The organism is Streptomyces sp. NBC_00637, from assembly GCF_045161545.1.
Taxonomy (GTDB): domain Bacteria; phylum Actinomycetota; class Actinomycetes; order Streptomycetales; family Streptomycetaceae; genus Streptomyces.
The window spans coordinates 2237644-2255100 of record NZ_CP109046.1 but is presented as its reverse complement, the minus strand read 5'-3'; the positions used below and the strand labels follow the sequence as shown (position 1 = coordinate 2255100).

Genomic DNA, 17457 nt, shown 5'->3' with positions numbered 1-17457 from the left:
CGATCCCTGTGGGAGGGACAAGTGGAGTCTGGCGCAGCGACGCGGGGCACTAAGACGCGCGCGAAAGGCGGACAGTCTCTGAGCAGGCCGCGCACACCACGGGGTGGGACGACCGTCGTGGACACGGCGGCCCTGAACCGGCTGCTGGGGGCCCTCGGCTCCATGCGGGACGGTAATTTCCGCAAGCGGCTCACGGTGTCCGGGGACGGCGTGATGTCGGAGATCGCGGCCGTGTTCAACGAGGTCGCGGACCGGAATCTGCATCTCACGGGTGAGTTGTCGCGGGTCCGGCGCATGGTGGGACGTGAGGGAAAGCTCACCGAGCGGCTCGAGACGGGCGCCTGTGAGGGGTCCTGGGCGACGGCCGTCGACAACTCGAACGCGCTGGTCGACGACCTCGTACGACCTGTTTCCGAGGTCGGGCGGGTGCTGTCGGCGGTCGCCGAGGGTGATCTGTCGCCGCGGATGGAACTCAGGACGCAGACGCCGGAGGGGACCGGGCATCCGCTGCGCGGTGAGTTCCTGAAGGTGGGGCGGACGGTCAACAACCTCGTGGACCAGTTGTCCACGTTCACCGACGAGGTCACGCGTGTGGCCAGCGAGGTGGGGACCGAGGGCAAGCTGGGCGGCCAGGCCCAGGTGCGCGGGATGTCCGGTTCGTGGAAGGACCTCACCGAGTCCGTCAACACGATGGCGTACCGGCTGACGGCGCAGGTGCGGGACATCGCGCTGGTGACGACGGCCGTGGCCAAGGGTGATCTGTCCCGGAAGGTGACGGTTCACGTCGAGGGCGAGATGCTCGAGCTGAAGAACACCGTCAACACGATGGTGGACCAGCTCTCCGCGTTCTCGGTCGAGGTGACCCGGGTCGCCCGCGAGGTGGGCACCGAGGGCATTCTCGGCGGCCAGGCGCAGGTGTCGGGCGTCGACGGCGTGTGGAAAGAGCTCACCGATTCGGTGAACACCATGGCCGGGAACCTGACGGCCCAGGTGCGCGGGATCGCGGAGGTGACGACGGCGGTCGCCAACGGTGACCTGTCGCAGAAGGTGACGGTGTCGGCGCGCGGGGAGGTCGCGCAGCTCGCCGACACGATCAACCAGATGACCGAGACGCTGCGGACCTTCGCCGACGAGGTCACGCGCGTGGCCAACGAGGTGGGGGCCGCGGGGCAGCTGGGCGGCCAGGCGAACGTGCCGGGCGCGGCGGGTACCTGGAAGGACCTGACGGACTCCGTCAACACCGTCTTCAGGAACCTCACCACGCAGGTGCGCGACATCGCGGCCGTGACGACGGCCGTGGCCAGCGGTGATCTGTCGCAGAAGGTCACGGTGGACGTGGCCGGCGAGATGCTGGAGCTGAAGAACACCGTCAACGGGATGGTCGACCAGCTGTCGGCCTTCGGCGCCGAGGTGACGCGCGTGGCGCGCGAGATCGGGGTCGAGGGTGAGCTGGGCGGCCAGGCGCAGGTGTCGGGCGCGGCCGGGACGTGGAAGGACCTGACGGACTCCGTCAACACGGCGTTCCGGAATCTCACCGGACAGGTGAGGAACATCGCGCAGGTCACCACGGCCGTGGCCAACGGCGACCTGTCGCAGAAGGTCACGGTGGACGTCTCCGGCGAGATGGCCCAGCTGAAGAACACCGTGAACACGATGGTCGACCAGCTGTCGTCGTTCGCCGACCAGGTGACCCGGATGGCCCGGGACGTGGGCACCGAGGGCCGGCTGGGCGGGCAGGCCCGGGTGGACGGTGTGTCGGGCACCTGGAAGGAGCTGACGGACTCCGTCAACTCGATGGCCGGGAACCTGACCTCCCAGGTGCGCAACATCGCGCAGGTGACGACGGCCGTGGCCCGTGGCGACCTGTCGCAGAAGATCGACGTCGACGCGCGCGGGGAGATCCTCGAGCTGAAGAACACCATCAACACGATGGTCGACCAGCTCTCCGCGTTCGCCGACCAGGTGACCCGGGTGGCGCGGGACGTGGGCACCGAGGGGCGGCTCGGCGGGCAGGCGCAGGTGCCGGGCGTCGCCGGTGTGTGGCGGGACCTGACGGACTCGGTGAACGGCATGGCCGGGAACCTCACCGCCCAGGTGCGCAACATCGCGCAGGTCGCCACCGCCGTGGCGCGCGGTGACCTGTCGCAGAAGATCACGGTGGACGCGCGCGGGGAGATCCTCGAGCTGAAGAACACCCTGAACACGATGGTCGACCAGCTGTCGTCGTTCGCCCAGGAGGTCACGCGGGTGGCCCGTGAGGTGGGTACGGAGGGGCAGCTCGGCGGGCAGGCCGAGGTGCAGGGTGTCTCCGGCACCTGGAAGGACCTCACGCAGTCCGTGAACTTCATGGCGAACAACCTGACGATCCAGGTGCGTCAGATCGCCGAGGTCACGACCGCGGTCGCCAAGGGCGACCTGTCGAAGAAGATCACGGTCGACGCCAAGGGCGAGATCCTGGAACTCGTCACCACCGTCAACACGATGGTGGACCAGCTGTCGTCGTTCGCCGAGCAGGTGACCCGGGTGGCCCGTGAGGTGGGCACCGAGGGCATCCTGGGCGGTCAGGCGCACGTGCCGGGCGTCACGGGCATCTGGAAGGACCTCAGCGGCAACGTCAACCTGATGGCCAAGAACCTGACCATGCAGGTGCGCAACATCTCCCAGGTCGCGGCGGCCGTCGCCAACGGCGACCTGACGCGGCAGGTGACGATCGAGGCGCGCGGCGAGGTCCAGCAGCTCGCGGACACCTTCAACACCATGGTGAAGACGCTGAGCTCGTTCGCCGAGCAGGTCACCAAGGTGGCCCGTGAGGTGGGCACCGACGGCATCCTGGGCGGTCAGGCGCATGTGCCGGGTGTGGCGGGCACGTGGAAGGACCTCACCGACTCGGTGAACGGCATGGCATCCAACCTGACCGGTCAGGTGCGCAACATCGCCATGGTCACGACGGCCATCGCCAAGGGTGACCTGACGAAGAAGATCGACATCGACGCGCGCGGGGAGATCCTCGAGCTGAAGACGACCATCAACACGATGGTCGACCAGCTGTCCTCGTTCGCCGAGGAGGTCACCCGGGTCGCCCGTGAGGTGGGTACCGAGGGGCAGCTGGGCGGTCAGGCACGCGTGCGTGACGTCGACGGCACCTGGCGCGACCTGACCGAGTCCGTGAACGAGATGGCCGGGAACCTGACCCGGCAGGTGCGTGCCATCGCGCGCGTGGCGACCGCGGTGACCCGCGGTGACCTGAACCTGAAGATCGACGTGGACGCGTCCGGGGAGATCCAGGAGCTCCAGGACTACATCAACAAGATGATCGCCAACCTGCGCGACACCACGATCGCGAACAAGGAGCAGGACTGGCTCAAGGGCAACCTCGCGCGCGTGTCCGCCCTGATGCAGGGCCGGCGCGACCTCCAGGACGTGGCCTCCCTGATCATGAGCGAGCTGCCGCCCCTGGTGGCCGCGCAGCACGGCGCGTTCTTCCTGGCGATGCCGCCGGCCGAAGGCGACGCGGATCTGTACGAGCTGCGGATGCTGGGTTCGTACGGCTACTCGATGGGCTCCATGCCGACGTCGTTCCGGCCCGGTGAGGCGCTGGTGGGGACGGCGGCGGAGGAGAAGCGGACGATCCTCGTCGCGAACGCCCCGACCGGCTACCTGAAGATCTCCTCGGGGCTCGGCGAGGCGCCGCCCGCGCAGGTGATCGTGTTGCCCGTGCTGTTCGAGGGCCAGGTGCTCGGGGTGATCGAGCTGGCGTCGTTCACGCCGTTCACCCAGATCCAGAAGGACTTCCTCAACCAGCTCGCCGAGATGATCGCGACCAGCGTCAACACGATCTCGGTCAACACCAAGACGGAGCAGCTGCTGAAGCAGTCGCAGGAGCTGACCGAGCAACTGCGGGAGCGGTCGGCCGAGTTGGAGCAGCGGCAGAAGGCCCTCCAGGCGTCCAACGCCGAACTCGAGGAGAAGGCCGAGCTGCTGGCCCAGCAGAACCGCGACATCGAGGTGAAGAACACCGAGATCGAGGAGGCGCGGCAGGTCCTGGAGGAGCGCGCCGAGCAACTCGCGGTGTCGATGCGGTACAAGAGCGAGTTCCTCGCCAACATGTCGCACGAGCTGCGCACGCCGCTCAACTCGCTGCTGATCCTGGCCAAGCTGCTCGCCGACAACGCGGACACCAACCTGACGCCGAAGCAGGTCGAGTTCGCGGAGACGATCCACGGCGCGGGTTCCGACCTGCTCCAGCTGATCAACGACATCCTCGACCTGTCGAAGGTCGAGGCGGGCAAGATGGACGTCTCGCCGACGCGTATCGCGCTCGTCCAGCTGGTCGACTACGTGGAGGCCACCTTCCGTCCGCTGACCGCGGAGAAGGGCCTCGACCTGTCCGTGCGGGTGTCGCCCGAGCTGCCGGCCACGCTGCACACCGACGAGCAGCGGCTGCTGCAGGTGCTGCGCAACCTGTTGTCCAACGCGGTGAAGTTCACCGACTCCGGTTCGGTCGAGCTGGTGATCCGTCCGGCCGGGGCGGAGGTGCCGGTGGCGATCCGGGAACAGTTGCTGGAGGCCGGTTCGCTGACGGACGCGGACGCGCCGCTGATCGCGTTCTCGGTGACCGACACGGGGATCGGGATCGCGGCGAGCAAGATGCGGGTGATCTTCGAGGCGTTCAAGCAGGCGGACGGCACGACCAGCCGTAAGTACGGCGGTACGGGCCTCGGGCTGTCGATCTCGCGGGAGATCGCGCAGTTGCTCGGCGGTGAGATCCACGCGCAGAGCGAGACGGGCCGTGGTTCGACGTTCACGCTCTATCTGCCGCTGCACCCGAGCGAGCTGCCGCCGCAGGGCTACCAGCAGGTCGTGCCCGCCCTGGAGGCCGGTGACCTGGTGGCCTCGGAGAACGGGACGCGCGAGCTGTCGGAGCTGTCCGAGGCGGAGATCGAGATGCCGGCCGAGGTGCGGTCGTACCAGGACGCGCAGAACGGTCCGGCGGCGCTCTTCCGGCGCCGGCGCCGTCTGGTGAGCGGTGGCGAGCAGGTGGGGCGGCCGGAGCAGTGGCCGGCTCGCGTGCAGGAGCCGGGGGCGCAGGCGCGCGAGGGCATCCGGTTCGGCGGCGAGAAGGTGCTGATCGTCGACGACGACATCCGCAACGTGTTCGCGCTGACCAGCGTTCTGGAACAGCACGGACTGTCGGTGCTGTACGCGGAGAACGGCCGCGAGGGCATCGAGGTCCTGGAGCAGCACGACGACGTGGCGGTCGTCCTGATGGACATCATGATGCCCGAGATGGACGGCTACGCGACGACCACGGCCATCCGCAGGATGCCGCAGTTCTCCGGGCTGCCGATCATCGCGCTGACCGCGAAGGCGATGAAGGGCGACCGGGAGAAGGCGATCGAGTCGGGGGCCTCCGACTACGTGACGAAGCCGGTCGACCCCGATCACCTGCTGTCGGTGATGCGGCAGTGGATGCGGGACGAGTGAGGGGCGCGGACATCGACCGCGGCGTGACGGGAACCTTCCGGAGGCGCCGGGAGTTGCTGACTCAGGGTGTCCGCTGCCGTGTAGCCGGGTGGAAATCGGGGAACCTTCTGGTCTCCTGCTGCGTTCCTGCTACGTGCACAGTGACATCACGGTGACAGGGTGTGGCGACGGTCGGGGTGCGGCTACCATGACCGGCACAAGGAAGGGCGGCGCAACGGAGTCGTCCCCAGGGGCGGCGCCCGGTGCACTGCCGGGGCGAGGAGGGCGGGCCATGGTGCAGAAGGCCAAGATCCTCCTGGTCGATGACCGGCCGGAGAATCTGCTGGCGCTGGAGGCGATCCTCTCTGCGCTCGATCAGACGCTGGTGCGGGCATCGTCCGGGGAAGAGGCGCTGAAAGCACTGCTGACGGACGACTTCGCGGTCATTCTGCTGGATGTCCAGATGCCGGGCATGGACGGCTTCGAGACGGCCGCGCACATCAAGCGGCGGGAGCGGACCCGGGACATCCCGATCATCTTCCTCACCGCGATCAACCACGGGCCGCACCACACCTTCCGCGGGTACGCGGCGGGCGCGGTGGACTACATCTCCAAGCCGTTCGACCCGTGGGTGCTGCGCGCGAAGGTCTCGGTGTTCGTCGAGCTGTACATGAAGAACTGTCAGCTGCGTGAGCAGGCGGCGCTGCTGCGGCTCCAGCTGGAGGGCGGTGGCGGCAAGGCCGCCGTCGGCGGTGTCAAGGAGTCGGCGGGGCTGCTCGCCGAGCTCTCCGCGCGGCTCGCGGCCGTGGAGGAACAGGCCGAGGCGCTGTCCAAGCAGCTGGACGACGAGTCCGCGGACGCGGCGGCGGTGGCCACGGCGGCGCATCTGGAGCGCAAACTCACCGGGCTGCGCAGGGCGCTGGACGCCCTGGAGCCGGGTACCGGCAGCGGCACGGCCGCGGTGCCGTCACCGAACTGATCGGAACTGACGCGTGCGACGCGGCGAGTTGTATGTGAGGGCGCGTCAGTTCCCTCCCCGCCGAAGGCGGACGTGTCAGTTCGGTGCCTTCGGGAGGGCGACACGAACGGGTGAAGCAGTGGGCACACGTGTCCGCTGTGGCCTCCACCGGTAACCTCACACCCATGGCCTCACGTCCCTCCGCAGCAAAGAAGCAGCCCGCCAAGAAGGCCGCTGCTCCCGCGAAGAGGGCCGCCGCCAAGAAAGCCCCGGCGAAGAAGGCCCCCGCCAGGAAGGCCGCGGCCAGGAAACCCGTGCCCGCGCCCGCCCCCAGTCCCACGGGCGGTGTCTACCGGCTGGTGCGCGCCATCTGGCTCGGACTGGCGCACGCCGTCGGCGCCGTGTTCCGCGGCATAGGGAACGGCGCGAAGAACCTCGACCCGGCGCACCGCAAGGACGGCGTCGCGCTGCTGCTGTTCGGCCTCGCGCTGATCGTCGCCGCGGGGACCTGGGCCGACCTGCGTGGCCCCGTCGGCGACCTCGTCGAGATCCTGGTGACCGGCTCCTTCGGACGGCTCGACCTGCTGGTGCCGACCCTGCTGGCCGTCATCGCCGTGCGCTTCGTCCGGCACCCCGAGAAGCCCGAGGCCAACGGCCGTATCGTGATCGGCCTGTCCGCACTCGTCGTCGGTGTGCTCGGCCAGGTCCACATCGCCTGCGGCGCGCCCGCCCGCAGCGACGGCATGCAGGCCATAAGGGACGCGGGCGGACTCATCGGCTGGGGTGCGGCCACCCCGCTGACGTACACCATGGGCGAGGTGCTCGCCGTACCCATGCTGGTGCTGCTCACGGTCTTCGGGCTGCTGGTGGTCACGGCGACCCCGGTCAACGCCATCCCGCAGCGGCTGCGGCAGCTCGGGGTGCGGCTGGGCGTGCTGCACGACCCGGCTGCGGACGAGTACGACGACCTCGACGACGACGCGCGCTACGACGAGCAGTGGCGCGAGGCGCTGCCCGGGCGCCCCCGCCGGCGCTCGGGCGCCCCCCAGGCGTACGACCCGGAGGACGCCGAGCAGGAGGCGCTCTCCCGGCGGCGTGGCCGCCCCCGGCGCTCCGCGGTGCCGCAGCCGGCCATGGACCGGCGGATGGACGCGGTGGACATCGCCGCGGCCGCCGCGGCCGACCTCGACGGCGCCGTCCTGCACGGCATGCCGCCCTCGCGGATCGTCGCCGACCTCACCCAGGGGGTGAGCGTCGGCGACGGCGAGCCGACCACGCCGACGCCCGTTCCGGCACCGGCCTCCCGGCCCAGGCAGGAGAAGCTCAGGACGGGCGGGGGAGCCGTCCCCGACCTGACCAAGTCGGCCCCGAAGGAGACCCGCGAGCTGCCCCCGCGCGCGGAGCAGCTCCAGCTGTCCGGTGACATCACCTACTCGCTGCCCTCGCTCGACCTCCTGGAGCGCGGTGGACCCGGCAAGGTGCGCAGCGCGGCCAACGACGCGGTCGTCGCCTCGCTGACGAACGTCTTCACCGAGTTCAAGGTCGACGCCGCCGTCACCGGCTTCACCCGGGGGCCGACGGTCACCCGCTACGAGGTCGAGCTCGGCCCGGCCGTCAAGGTCGAGCGGATCACCGCGCTCGCGAAGAACATCGCGTACGCCGTCGCCAGCCCCGACGTGCGGATCATCAGCCCGATCCCCGGCAAGTCCGCGGTCGGAATCGAGATCCCCAACACCGACCGGGAGATGGTCAACCTCGGCGACGTGCTGCGGCTCGCCGAGTCCGCCGAGGACGACGATCCGATGCTGGTCGCCTTCGGCAAGGACGTCGAGGGCGGCTATGTCATGCACTCGCTGGCGAAGATGCCGCACATGCTGGTCGCCGGCGCCACCGGCTCCGGCAAGTCCTCCTGCATCAACTGCCTGATCACGTCCGTGATGATAAGGGCGACCCCCGAGGACGTCCGGATGATCCTGGTCGACCCCAAGCGCGTCGAGCTCACCGCCTACGAGGGCATCCCGCACCTCATCACACCGATCATCACCAACCCCAAGCGGGCCGCCGAGGCGCTCCAGTGGGTCGTACGCGAGATGGACCTGCGCTACGACGACCTCGCCGCGTACGGCTACCGGCACATCGACGACTTCAACCGCGCGGTGCGCGAAGGCACCGTGAAGCCGCCCGAGGGCAGCGAGCGCGAGCTCCAGGCGTACCCGTACCTGCTGGTGATCGTCGACGAGCTCGCCGACCTGATGATGGTCGCGCCGCGTGACGTCGAGGACTCGATCGTGCGCATCACGCAGCTCGCGCGCGCGGCCGGCATCCACCTGGTGCTCGCCACCCAGCGCCCGTCGGTCGACGTCGTCACCGGCCTGATCAAGGCGAACGTGCCCTCGCGGCTCGCCTTCGCCACCTCCTCGCTCGCCGACTCGCGGGTCATCCTCGACCAGCCGGGCGCCGAGAAGCTGATCGGCAAGGGCGACGGGCTGTTCCTGCCGATGGGCGCGAACAAGCCGACCCGTATGCAGGGCGCCTTCGTGACCGAGGCCGAGGTCGCGGCCGTCGTACAGCACTGCAAGGACCAGATGGCGCCGGTCTTCCGGGACGACGTCACCGTGGGCACCAAGCAGAAGAAGGAGATCGACGAGGACATCGGCGACGACCTCGACCTGCTGTGCCAGGCGGCCGAGCTGGTCGTCTCCACGCAGTTCGGATCGACGTCCATGCTCCAGCGCAAGCTGCGCGTCGGCTTCGCCAAGGCCGGCCGGCTGATGGACCTCATGGAGTCCCGGAACATCGTCGGGCCCAGCGAGGGTTCCAAGGCGCGTGACGTTCTCGTGAAGCCGGACGAGTTGGACGGCGTAATCGCCGTGATCCGGGGGGACTCCGCGGGGTAGACGTCGGAGTAGACGTCAGTCGGGGAAACGGAGGCGGACCGTGACTCACCCGTTAGAGAGCGGTGGGCAACCGTTTCCCTTTGCCGTACGTCCAGTTGAGCGAGAGGACAGGTGCGGCTCCCCGCCGGGGTCGTAACCGGCCCGTCATCGGTGTGACCGGCCATACCGATGGCGTACAAAGTCGTACCGCCCGGTTGCCCCTCCCTTTGGCACCCCCCCTAGACTGAACCTCCAGCACAGGTGGCTACACGCTCGAAAGGCGCCCCCGTGTCCATCGGCAACTCCCCTGAAGACGAGCGTCCCTTCGAAGACCCGTCCGAGGAAGCCCCCCTCTCCATCGGCCGCGCCCTGAAGCAGGCCCGTATCGCGGCCGGGCTGACCGTCGATGACGTCAGTTCCGCCACCCGGGTCCGCATCGCCATCGTCCGCGCCATCGAGTCCGACGACTTCGCGCCCTGCGGCGGGGACGTCTACGCACGCGGGCACGTCCGGACCCTGGCCCGGGCCGTTCGTCTCGACCCCGCCCCGCTGATCGAGCGATACGACGAAACCCACGGCGGCCGTCCGGCACCGACCCCGGCCGCGCCCCTCTTCGAGGCGGAACGTATCCGCCCCGAGCGGCGCGGGCCGAACTGGACCGCGGCCATGGTCGCCGCGATCGTCGCCGTGGTCGGTTTCGTCGGCTTCACCGCGTTCACGGGCGGTGACGACGACGGATCGAAGGAGCAGACGGCCGAGGGTGCCACCCCCGCGGCCGGCAAGACCGCCTCACCCACGACGAAGACCGACAAGCCCGTCGACGAGAAACCGGAACCCTCCGACAGCGCCATCGCCGCGGCCCCCCAGGACAAGGTGACCGTCCAGGTCAGCGCCGTGGACGGCCGCAGCTGGGTCGCCGCCAAGGACCACAACGGCCGACTCCTGTTCGACGGCCTGCTCAAGCAGGGCGACTCCAAGACCTTCCAGGACAGCGAGAAGATCAACCTCGTCCTCGGTGACGCCGGTGCGATCGATCTCTTCGTCAACGGCAAGAAGCTCGACGACGATTTCCGGCCCGGCGCCGTGGAGCGGCTGACCTACACCAAGGGCGACCCCCAGGTCGGCTAGGCCAGGCGCGGCAGGGGGTGTACGGGGTTGGCGAAGATCGCCAACCCCGTCGACGTTCGGTGCCGGTGGGACAAAGTAGTCTTGAGCCCATGCCTGAACGCCGTACCGTCGCACTCGTCACCCTTGGCTGCGCCCGTAACGAGGTGGACTCGGAGGAGCTCGCAGGCCGTTTGGAGGCGGACGGCTGGCAGCTCGTGGAGGACGCCGAGGACGCGGACGTCGCCGTCGTCAACACCTGCGGTTTCGTCGACGCCGCCAAGAAGGACTCCGTCGACGCCCTGCTGGAGGCCAACGACCTCAAGGGGCATGGCAGAACCCAGGCCGTCGTGGCGGTGGGCTGCATGGCCGAGCGGTACGGCAAGGAACTCGCCGAGGCCCTGCCCGAGGCCGACGGTGTGCTCGGCTTCGACGACTACTCCGACATCTCCGACCGCCTCCAGACCATCCTGAACGGCGGAATCCACGCCTCCCACACCCCGCGCGACCGGCGCAAGCTGCTGCCGATCAGCCCGGCGGAGCGGCAGGAATCGGCCGCGTCGGTGGCCCTGCCCGGACACGGGCCCAACGACCTTCCCGAGGGTGTCGCCCCGGCCTCCGGCCCCCGCGCGCCCCTGCGGCGCCGGCTCGACGGCGCCCCGGTCGCCTCGGTCAAGCTCGCCTCGGGCTGCGACCGGCGCTGCTCCTTCTGCGCGATCCCGTCCTTCCGCGGCTCCTTCATCTCGCGCCGCCCGAGCGACGTGCTGAACGAGACGCGGTGGCTGGCCGAGCAGGGCGTCAAGGAGGTCATGCTGGTCTCCGAGAACAACACCTCGTACGGCAAGGACCTCGGCGACATCCGGCTGCTGGAGTCGTTGCTGCCCGAGCTGGCGGACGTCGACGGCATCGAGCGGGTGCGGGTCAGCTACCTCCAGCCGGCCGAGATGCGGCCCGGCCTGATCGACGTGCTGACCTCGACGCCCAAGATCGCGCCCTACTTCGACCTGTCCTTCCAGCACTCGGCGCCCGGCGTACTGCGCGCGATGCGCCGCTTCGGCGACACCGACCGCTTCCTGGAACTGCTCGACACCATCCGGAGCAAGGCGCCCCAGGCGGGTGTCCGCTCCAACTTCATCGTGGGCTTCCCCGGTGAGTCCGAGGCCGACCTGGCCGAGCTGGAGCGCTTCCTGAACGGTGCGCGGCTCGACGCGATCGGGGTCTTCGGCTACTCCGACGAGGACGGCACCGAGGCCGCGACGTACGACGACAAGCTCGACGTGGACGTCGTCGCCGAACGGCTCGCACGGGTCTCCCGGCTCGCCGAGGAGCTCGTCTCGCAGCGGGCCGAGGAGCGGGTCGGCGAGACCGTGCACGTGCTGGTCGAGTCGGTGGACGACGAGGGCGTGTTCGGCCGCGGGGAGCACCAGGCACCGGAGACGGACGGTCAGGTGCTGCTCACATCGGGCGGAAACTTGAGCGTCGGTCGTATGGTCGAGGCGAAGGTGGTCGGTACCGAAGGTGTCGACCTGGTCGCCGAGCCCCTGGCGGGCTCGTTCGGGTGTAGCGAGGAGGCGGGCAGATGACGGGTGTTCCGGCATCGGCTGCGGGCGGCTCCTCGCAGGCTTCACCGGCTTCGCAGACCTCACCGGGTCCCCAGGCTTCGCACGCCGCGCAGGCGGCGGGCGCCGTGGTGACCCCTGCGGGAGCGTCCGCCGACGGGGCCGCGATGTCCGACCCGGAGGATGCCGGGAGGCCGCCGCGGGGCGCGAAGCTGGCCGCCGCCGCCGTCAACCAGGCGAGCGTCTGGAACATCGCCAATCTGCTCACCATGCTGCGGCTGATCCTGGTGCCCGGCTTCGTCGCGCTGATGCTGGCCGACGGCGGCTACGACCCGGCGTGGCGCGCGTTCGCCTGGGCGGCCTTCGCGATCGCCATGATCACCGACCTGTTCGACGGGCATCTGGCACGGAGATACAACCTCGTCACCGACTTCGGGAAGATCGCCGACCCGATCGCCGACAAGGCGATCATGGGAGCGGCGCTGATCTGTCTCTCCTCGCTCGGTGACCTGCCGTGGTGGGTGACGCTCGTGATCCTCGGCCGGGAACTCGGGATCACGCTCCTGCGTTTCCTGGTCATCCGGTACGGGGTCATCCCGGCGAGCCGGGGCGGCAAGCTGAAGACGCTCACGCAGGGCATCGCGGTCGGGATGTACGTCCTGGCGCTGACGGGCTGGCTGGCCACCCTGCGGTGGTGGGTGATGGCAGCGGCGGTCGTCCTGACCGTGGTGACCGGGCTCGACTACGTACGACAGGCCATTGTGCTGCGCAGGCAGGGAATCGCCGAGCGCAAGGCCGCGTTGGAGGAGACGCAGGCGTGAATTCCCCCGCCACCGATGTGGTGCGACTACTCACGGTGAAGGAAGAGACGCTCGCTGTGGCCGAGTCGCTCACTGGTGGCCTGGTCGCGGCGGAGATCACCACGGTCCCCGGAGCGTCCAAGGTCTTCCGCGGCTCGGTCACCGCCTACGCCACCGACCTCAAGCACGGACTGCTCGCCGTGGACGCGGATCTGCTGGCCGCGTGCGGAGCCGTGGACGCGCAGGTCGCGGCGCAGATGGCCGCCGGAGTGCGGAAGGCGCTGGGGGCCGACTGGGGCATCGCGACCACGGGCGTCGCCGGCCCCGACCCACAGGACGGACAGCCGGTGGGGACGGTTTTCGTGGCGGTGGACGGCCCTTCCGGGGCGCTGTCCGGTTGCGCCGGCGGCGGAAAAGTGGAGGCCCTGAGGTTGAACGGCGACCGGGCGGAAATTCGTAGAGAGAGTGTACGGAGCGTACTCGCACTGCTCCTGACAGAGCTTGCGGGCGAACACACCGGGAATGAGCGGGCACAGGATACGGAACAGAACGGGGGGTTTTGATGTTTGCAGCCCTGAGTGAACACGACATCGCTCCCCGCACGGCCGCAGCGCAAGGCGGTACGGTGGGGCGTGAAGGATGCGGCTACGCGGTCCGAGGAGGGAGCCACCGATGATTCTGCTCCGTCGCCTGCTGGGTGACGTGCTGCGTCGGCAGCGCCAGCGCCAGGGCCGTACTCTGCGCGAAGTCTCCTCGTCCGCCCGAGTCTCACTCGGCTATCTCTCCGAGGTGGAGCGGGGGCAGAAGGAGGCTTCCTCCGAGCTGCTCTCCGCCATCTGCGACGCGCTGGACGTACGGATGTCCGAGCTCATGCGGGAAGTGAGCGACGAGCTCGCTCTCGCCGAGCTGGCTCAGTCTGCTGCCGCCACCCCCCGCGAGCCTGTACCGGCGTCGGTTCGTCCGATGCTGGGTTCCGTGTCGGTGACCGGTGTGCCACCGGAGCGGGTGACCATCAAGGCACCCGCCGAGGCGGTGGACGTGGTCGCCGCGTGACATTCACGCGCGCGGGCGTGTGACGCGTGGGTATGTGACGCGACGCAGGCACGTAGGAAGCATGTGTGAGGCCCCGGCCGGGGCTTCTCCGGGAGGACCGGAGAGGATGCGGTCGGGGTTTTCGCGTGGGTCGTCCGTTTGCCGGTGCGAGGTGCCGAGGTCATCGTGGAGGGGCACGACGGGGGCCAACCACCGGAGGTACCGATGTACGTCGTGAAGAGTCCCCTGCCCGACGCCGACCTGAAGACCGTCTCGGAGGCGTTGCAGGGCGCGCTCGTCGACCTGCTCGACCTGTCGCTCGTCGCCAAGCAGGTCCACTGGAACGTCGTCGGGCCCCGTTTCCGATCCGTCCATCTCCAGCTCGACGAGGTCGTGGACGTCGCCCGCGGCCACTCCGACACCGTTGCGGAGCGTGCCTCGGCGCTGGGCGTCTCGCCGGACGGGCGTGCGGCGACGGTGGCGGCCGGCAGCGGGATCGGTGCGGTGGCCGGGGGCTGGGTCAAGGACTCCGACGCGGTGGGCACGCTCGTCGCCGCTCTGGGTGCGGTGATCACCCGGATGCGGGAACGGGTGTCGGCCACGGCGGACGCGGATCCCGTCAGCCAGGACCTCTTCATCGGCATCACCGCCGATCTCGAGAAGCATCACTGGATGTTCCAGGCGGAGAGCGCGTGAGGCGACAGGGGCGCGGGCGGCGGCTCGGCTCCGCCGATGCGCCCCTGTGCCGCCCGTGCGCCCAGCCGGGTGCGGGGACGGCCGTCTAGCGTCGGCCTCCGCACAGGCGCGGGGGCTACTGGATGTCGTGGTGAGGCTCGGGCTGGAGGTGACGGCCATGGTGGGGCGAATAGCGGGGCGAGGGGCCGTGCTGGGGCTCGGCCTCGGGCTGGGCGGGATGTGGTGGTGGGCCGTGTTGCGGCTCGCCGTGGCGCCCGACGCCGGAATGCTGGAGGGCGCGGTCGCCGCCGGAGGCTGGGGACTGAGCCTGCTCCCGGTGCACTGCGTCGCCAAGGCGCGTGCGGCGGGGGCCGTCGAGGACGGGCGATGGCGGGCCGCTTGGCGGGGAGTCGCGGTGGCGGGGGACGGGAGCGGGAGCGGCGGCTGTTGGGACGGTGGAGGTGGGGGTGGGAGATCTGGTGGGTGGGGAGGCGGCGGTGGGGGCGCTGGGGACGCCGGCGGCGGGAGTGCTGGGGGTGGGACCGGGGGAACCGGTGGTGGCGTGGCTGGGAATGGGGGCGGGGCTGGGGGAGAGGCGCGAGGGTAGGTGTCTGGCGGGGGGTGGGTGTTCGCGGGGGCGGTGTCTGGCCGGGGTGGGTGTCCTGCGGGGGTAGGTGTCCCGCTGGGGGAGTGCCGCGAGTGCCGCGCGAAGGTGGGTGTCCGTGGAGCGGGGCGATCGCCCTTGGGCGGGTTGAGTGGGGTGGTCGGGCTTCGTGACTCCCGCTCGGTACGGTGCTCGGTCTGGGGTGGGGCTTCGTGGTTGGCCGGGGGCTCGGGCCGGTGTGCGGCCTGGGGTGGGGTCTCGTGGTGGGCCGGGGGCTTGGCGTGGTGCTCGGCGCGGTGCTCGGTCTGGGGTGGGGTCTGGTGTTGGGCTGTGGCTCGGTCCGGTGTGCGGCCTGGGGTGGGGTCTCGTGGTGGGCCGGGGGCTTGGCGTGGTGCTCGGCGCGGTGCTCGGTCTGGCGTGGGGTCTGGTGTTGGGCTGTGGCTCGGTCCGGTGTGCGGCCTGGGGTGGGGTCTCGTGGTGGGCCGGGGGCTTGGCGTGGTGCTCGGCGCGGTGCTCGGTCTGGGGTGGGGTCTGGTGTTGGGCTGCGGCTCGGTCCGGTGCGCGGCCTGGGGTGGGGCTTCGTGGTTGGCCGGGGGCTCGGGCCGGTGCTCGGCCGGGTGTTTGGCCCGGTGCTTTTACCAGGGCATGGCCACTCCGCCGTTCGGGCGGAGGATCTGGCCTGTGGTGAACGACGACGCGTCCGAGGCCAGATGGAGCACGGCGTGGGCGATGTCCTCCGGTTCGCCGACCCGGCCCAGGGGTGACATCCGGGCCATGAGCGCCTCGGTGTGCGCCTGTGCGCCTGCGTCGTGGCGGTCGGTCATCGGGGTGCGGATCCATCCGGGGGCGACGGCGTTGACGCGGATGCCGTGCCGGCCGACCTCCGTCGCCAGCGTCTTCGTCAACTGGACCACGGCCGCCTTGGCGACGCCGTAGCAGAGCAGACCCGGACCACCGGTGTCGACCGCTCCCGAGGCCATCGTGACGATGCTGCCGCCGGTTTCGCGGGCCAGCATCAGGCGGGCCGCCTCCTGACAGGCGTACAGCACACCTTTGAAGTTGACGGCCAGGACCCGGTCGAGGTCCTCGTCCCGGGTCTCCAGGACCGGGCTGCTGTGCATGATCCCGGCGACGGCGGCCATGACGTCCAGCCGCTCGCAGGACTCGACGGCCTGCCGGACCTGGACGCGGTCGGTGACGTCGAGGTGGTGGGTACGGGCTGTGCCGCCCCGGTCCTTGATCAGGGTCGCCGTCTCGTGCAGGCCCCGGTCGTCGCGGTCCGCGCCGTGCACGGTGGCGCCCGCCTGGGCGAGCAGCAGGGCGCAGGCGCGCCCGATTCCGCTCGCGGCGCCGGTGACGAACGCGGTGCGTCCGGTGAGGTCGTACGCCTTCACGGCCATGAAGTGACGGTACGAGGGTTTCTGACGGCCCGTCAATTGCGTGGCGCCTGCCCGAGGCTGAGGGCTGCTCGTCAACGGGGTTGCAGGGGGCGGTCGTCGAGGGCCGTCACCTGGTGGTGCGGGGGCGGAGACGGCGCGTCGGCGGGGAGCCCGGTGCCGGGGCGGGTCCGGCCTGGCAGACGGGGCACCAGTAGGTCGGGCGCTCGCGGGAGCCGTCGCCCTGGTCGGCGACCCGGACCTGGGTGCCGCAGCGCAGGCAGGGCCGGGGTGTGCGGCCGTAGACGAACAGGTTCTGGCCGCGGCGCCCCGTGGTGTTGCGGATGGGACGGTCGCGGTTGGCCTCCAGGATCTTCTTCGCGACGGCGGGCAGCTTCGCGGCGCGGTCGGCGGGAAGGGCGCCGACGGGGAGCCATGGGGTGACGCCGAGCAGGAAGCAGAGCTCGCTCTTGTACACGTTGCCGATGCCGGCGAGGTTGCGCTGGTCGAGGAGGGCCTCGCCGAGAGCGCGGGCGGGGTCCGTGAGCAGGTTGGCCAGGGCTCGCTCGGGGTCCCAGTCGGGGCCCAGCAGGTCGGGGCCGAGGTGGCCGACGGCTCGTGACTCGTCGGCGGTGCGCAGCAGTTCGAGGACGGGGAGGCGGTATCCGACCGCGGCGCGGTCGTCGGTGCCGAGGATCGCCCGGATCTGGTGCGCCGGGCCGCCGGTCCAGGGCTGCCCGTTGGTGAACACCCTCCAGGAGCCGTCCATCCGCAGGTGCGAGTGGAGCGTCAGGTCCCCTTCGACGCGGGTGAGGAGATGCTTGCCGCGCGCGGTGACGTCCAGGACGGTGCGTCCGGTGAGGTCGGCGGTGGCGTATTTCGGCACCCGGAGATCCGAGCGGGTCAGTACCTTGCCCGCGAGCGCGTCGTGCAGTCGCCTCGCGGCCTGCCAGATCGTGTCACCTTCGGGCATGGGTCAAGGGTGACATGCCGGTCGCTCCGGGCGGGGT

The 17457-nt window shown here is 70.3% G+C and carries 11 protein-coding genes; 9 read left to right on the top strand and 2 right to left on the bottom strand.

Annotated elements, in window-relative coordinates; translation table 11 throughout:
- The first annotated feature begins 21 nt into the window (after window positions 1–21).
- From OG440_RS09545 to OG440_RS09505, 9 genes are all read left to right on the top strand, one after another.
- Window positions 22–5484 (top strand): HAMP domain-containing protein, encoded by a 5463-nt coding sequence (locus OG440_RS09545; protein WP_406006413.1) that lies wholly within the window; start codon window positions 22–24, stop codon window positions 5482–5484.
- A gap of 271 nt (window positions 5485–5755) precedes the next feature.
- A complete protein-coding gene (locus OG440_RS09540; protein ID WP_406006412.1) occupies window positions 5756–6442 on the top strand; it encodes a two-component system response regulator in 687 nt (228 codons plus the stop codon).
- 164 nt (window positions 6443–6606) lie between these two features.
- Window positions 6607–9318 (top strand): DNA translocase FtsK, encoded by a 2712-nt coding sequence (locus OG440_RS09535; RefSeq protein WP_406006411.1) that lies wholly within the window; start codon window positions 6607–6609, stop codon window positions 9316–9318.
- 267 nt (window positions 9319–9585) lie between these two features.
- A complete protein-coding gene (locus OG440_RS09530) occupies window positions 9586–10425 on the top strand; it encodes a helix-turn-helix domain-containing protein (protein ID WP_406006410.1) in 840 nt (279 codons plus the stop codon).
- 89 nt (window positions 10426–10514) lie between these two features.
- Window positions 10515–11984 carry a 30S ribosomal protein S12 methylthiotransferase RimO gene (gene rimO, locus OG440_RS09525; RefSeq protein WP_406006409.1) on the top strand — a complete coding sequence of 490 codons (1470 nt, stop codon included), beginning with the start codon at window positions 10515–10517 and terminating at the stop codon, window positions 11982–11984.
- Window positions 11981–12781 carry a CDP-diacylglycerol--glycerol-3-phosphate 3-phosphatidyltransferase gene (pgsA, locus tag OG440_RS09520; protein ID WP_406006408.1) on the top strand — a complete coding sequence of 267 codons (801 nt, stop codon included), beginning with the start codon at window positions 11981–11983 and terminating at the stop codon, window positions 12779–12781. The genes rimO and pgsA overlap by 4 nt, the downstream gene beginning before the upstream one ends.
- Window positions 12778–13323 (top strand): CinA family protein, encoded by a 546-nt coding sequence (locus tag OG440_RS09515; protein ID WP_406006407.1) that lies wholly within the window; start codon window positions 12778–12780, stop codon window positions 13321–13323. Before pgsA ends, OG440_RS09515 begins: the two co-directional genes overlap by 4 nt.
- A 109-nt stretch (window positions 13324–13432) precedes the next feature.
- On the top strand, window positions 13433–13813 hold the full coding sequence (locus tag OG440_RS09510) for a helix-turn-helix domain-containing protein (protein ID WP_020125026.1): 381 nt from the start codon (window positions 13433–13435) through the stop codon (window positions 13811–13813).
- Between the two features lie 204 nt (window positions 13814–14017).
- Complete coding sequence (locus tag OG440_RS09505; protein WP_406006406.1) at window positions 14018–14488, top strand: Dps family protein; 471 nt, start codon at window positions 14018–14020, stop codon at window positions 14486–14488.
- A 1218-nt stretch (window positions 14489–15706) separates the two neighbouring features.
- Here OG440_RS09505 and OG440_RS09500 read toward each other — a convergent pair.
- Both OG440_RS09500 and OG440_RS09495 read right to left on the bottom strand, forming a co-directional pair.
- Window positions 15707–16471 carry an SDR family NAD(P)-dependent oxidoreductase gene (locus OG440_RS09500; protein ID WP_406006405.1) on the bottom strand — a complete coding sequence of 255 codons (765 nt, stop codon included), beginning with the start codon at window positions 16469–16471 and terminating at the stop codon, window positions 15707–15709.
- Window positions 16472–16577: 106 nt separating this feature from the next.
- Window positions 16578–17420, bottom strand: a complete 843-nt coding sequence (locus OG440_RS09495) for an Fpg/Nei family DNA glycosylase (protein ID WP_406006404.1) — start codon at window positions 17418–17420, stop codon at window positions 16578–16580.
- Window positions 17421–17457: the final 37 nt, after the last annotated feature.